The organism is Rhodovarius sp., assembly GCF_040399605.1.
Taxonomy (GTDB): Bacteria; Pseudomonadota; Alphaproteobacteria; order Acetobacterales; family Acetobacteraceae; genus Rhodovarius; species Rhodovarius crocodyli_A.
Genome location: NZ_JBBARU010000150.1, coordinates 1 through 3,231 on the forward strand (window position 1 = coordinate 1; position 3,231 = coordinate 3,231).

The 3,231-nt window shown below is 65.5% G+C and carries 3 protein-coding genes; 2 read left to right on the plus strand and 1 reads right to left on the minus strand.

Translation table 11 applies throughout. From position 1 onward, the window contains the following. Together ABWP84_RS18430 and ABWP84_RS18435 are read left to right on the plus strand one after the other, a co-directional pair. On the plus strand, positions 1–739 hold a 739-nt coding region (locus ABWP84_RS18430; RefSeq protein ID WP_353213483.1), incomplete at its 5' end, for a formyltransferase family protein. Between the two features lie 23 nt (positions 740–762). Then, positions 763–2,007 (plus strand): capsular biosynthesis protein, encoded by a 1,245-nt coding sequence (locus tag ABWP84_RS18435; RefSeq protein WP_353213484.1) that lies wholly within the window; start codon positions 763–765, stop codon positions 2,005–2,007. Positions 2,008–2,033: 26 nt separating this feature from the next. Here ABWP84_RS18435 and ABWP84_RS18440 read toward each other — a convergent pair whose 3' ends face one another. Beyond that, positions 2,034–2,786 (minus strand): MOSC domain-containing protein, encoded by a 753-nt coding sequence (locus tag ABWP84_RS18440; protein ID WP_353213485.1) that lies wholly within the window; start codon positions 2,784–2,786, stop codon positions 2,034–2,036. Between the last annotated feature and the right edge of the window lie 445 nt (positions 2,787–3,231).

The following is a 3,231-nucleotide window of genomic DNA, read 5'->3' on the forward strand; positions in this document are numbered from 1 at the left end:
TGCCGAGGCGGTGCTGCGTTTCGTGGCGCGTGACCCTGCGCGTATCGTTCTGCTGGGCCGAAGTGATCCATATCGCCACGGTCTGCTGGCCGCGGCCCGACGCCATCTTGGCCACTCTGGCTGGGCTATCCTGCCCTATTTTGCGGCGAATTTTGTCGCGCCGGGGCTGTTGCGCCGCTCCGGGCGGCTGAGCGATCTCTGCCGCGCGGCGGGCATTCCATCCTTGCGCCTGCGCGATGTGAACGCGGCGCAGGCCCAGGCAAGGCTGCGGGCGGCGCGCCCGGATGTCATTCTCTCCTTCCATTTCGACCAGTTTTTTACCGCGGAAACCCTGGCAATCGCGCCTTTGGGCGGGGTGAATGTGCACCCCTCGCTGCTGCCGCGGCATCGCGGGCCCATCCCCACGCTGTATGCCCTGGCCGAGGCTGCGACGGGCGTTTCCATCCATACCATGGCGGAGCGCATCGATGCTGGCGGGGTGCTGGCGCAGCGGGCGGTGGCGCTGCCGCCCGGGCTGAGCGTGGGCGGCGCGGCGCGGATGCTGCATCTGGCGGCCTTGCCCGTGCTGGAGGAGGCGCTGGCCCTATTGCCCGCCCGCCCCGAACCACCGCCTCTGCTGCCCTATTGCCCCTTTCCGGATGGCCCGACCCTCTCCGGGCTGGGGGCCCAGGGTGTGCGGCTGGTCACTGCCGATGATGCCAAGGCCAGCCTGTTTGCCCCTGCCGGGGGGTGGCGATGAACTCCCACTCCTATGGATCCTACGTGAAGTCGCTCAGTATGACCGAGGCCTTCCCGCGAAGGCGTTTTCTGTTTCTGCAAGGCCCGATATCGCCGTTTTTCTACCGGCTCGGGCTGTTGTTGCGCGCGCGCGGCCATGCGGTGCACCGGATCAATCTCTGCCGGGGCGACACGCTCTTCTGGCCCGAACCGGCGATGGATTTCACCGGCCGGATCGCCGCCTGGCCGAGTTTTATCGACGATGTTCTGGCCCGGCATGCCATCACCGACATGATTTTGCTCGGCGAGCAGCGTGACCATCACGCCTTGGCCATCGCCGCCGCGCATGCCGCCGGCATCGGCGTGACCGTGACCGATTTTGGCTATCTCAGGCCGGATTGGATCATCCTGGAGCGGGACGGGCTGAACCGCGACAGCCGCTTCCCGCGTGAGCCTGACGCCATTCTCGCCCTGGCCGCTGGCCTGCCGCCGGTGGATGAGCAGAGGCGCCACCTGGATGATTTCGGCCAGCAGGCGCGATGGGACATGCAGTATCACCTCGCCAATCTGCTGCCGGGCCGATTTCGGCATTACCGGAGTTTTCTGCTGCATCACCCGATACCGGCCTATATCGGCACCGGGCTTGCCCTGCTGCGCCGCAAGGCTGAGGCCAGGCGGGCCGAAGCGCTCCAGGCAAACCTACCCGTGGGGGCGCCGCGCTGGCTCTTCGCCATGCAGATGGAAACCGACTACTCCATCCGCGCCTACAGCAATTTCAAGAGCATGGACCAGGCGATTGCCCGGGTGGTAGCCAGCTTTGCCCGCGCGGCCCCGCTGGAAGGGCATTTGCTGGTCAAAGTTCACCCGCTTGACCCTGGCTTGAAGCCCTGGAGGCGGCTCGTGGCGGCCATGGCGGCGCGGCATGGTGTGGCGGGGCGGGTACATTTTCTCGGTGCAGGTGAGCTGGATGCCATGCTGAATGCGGCGCGCGGCGTGGTTACCGTGAACAGCACGGTGGGTATTCGCGCCCTGCAGCTCGGCCGGGCGGTGCATGCCATGGGGGAGGCGATTTATCGTTGCCCCGGCCTCGCCCATATGGGCGTTTTGGACGAATTTTGGGCAGCCGCCCCGCCGGATGCCGGGTTGGCCGATGCCTTCCTCCGCGCCATCGCCGCCCACCTGCATATCCGCGGCGTGTATTACCGCGAACCGGGGCTCACCATGGCGGTGGCGGCGGCGGCCGGGCGGCTGGAACGCGGCCTGGTGGGCGAGGCGCTGGCCATGGGCTGAGCGCCCCAAGCGCGGCTCTCTCCTGTTCAGAGCGCCTCCAGACTATCCCCAATGGCGACATGGCCGCTCTCGCTCACCACCGCATGCACGCCCAGGTCGCGATGGCCGTAATGTTCCATCAGCAGGGCCGGAACGTCGCAATCACGCTCGCCGGTGTCCAAATTCACCTTTGTGGCAGGGCAGCGCACGGTGCGCTTGAAGATACTCAACCGCGCCGTGCCCAGCAGCACATCCTGGCCCACCCAGTCGAATTCGGCCCAGGCCGGCAGGCCGGAGAAATAGACATTGGCCCGAAAGCGCAGCGGGTCCAGCCTGCGGCCAATTTTCCGCTCGAAATCACGCAGGGTGTTGAGGTTGATCAGGGTGACGCCCTTTTTCACCTGATCGGTGAAATTATGGCCGGGCACATCATGGAAGACGGGGGTGCCGCGGGCTTCCTCGCCCAGAAACGCCGTCATCCAACCGGCGATGGCGGCGCGGCCCTCGGGGCGGGTTGGGTCGGCCGAGAGCGGCGCCTGGCCGGGGGCGGAGAGCAGCAGCAGCCTGTCATGCGCATCGAAGCCGGCACGGATCAGCACCACCCGGGGATGGGCCATCATGCAGGCAAAATTCTGCTTGGGGACGAATTTTGGCGCCGCCGGATCGAAGGGCGCATCGCCCTGGGCGAGGGCGAAGCGCCGGTCATGCGCGATGCATCGGCCGGCCTCGATGGCGATCTCGTCCAGCGCCTCGGGGGTGAGGCCCTTCACGGGGTAGCGATAGAGGTGTTCGACACGCATGAGGGACCACCTGGCGGCTTGGGTTGCGGCTGGGGGAGAGCATAGGCGGGAGGAGGCTGGAGGGAAGGGGCGGCGCAAGGATTGGTCTGGACAGAAATCCTGTTTGGGTAAAGAATATAACTCCTGGGATTGAAAATATCGCTGATACCAATTGGGGTTTGTGTCATGGAGCGCGGAGCAGGCTTGGCCGGTGGCGGGCGCCCCGCGCCTCGGAGCAGCGGCCAGCCGCATGTTTGGGGAAGGATAGGGAGAAAATTATCCTTGACTATTATCCTATAACTAATTAGGAGGACATTCCGATAGTCAGCAGTGGGTGATGTCACGGATCGTTCGAATAACTGAAAGTGATTTGCGTGCGGCCGTGGCGGATGAGCGCTACTGGCGGGTCGGCAGAGGTGGCTCGGTTTCTCGCTACAGCGTTTCGGTTCCGATAACTGGATCGCCT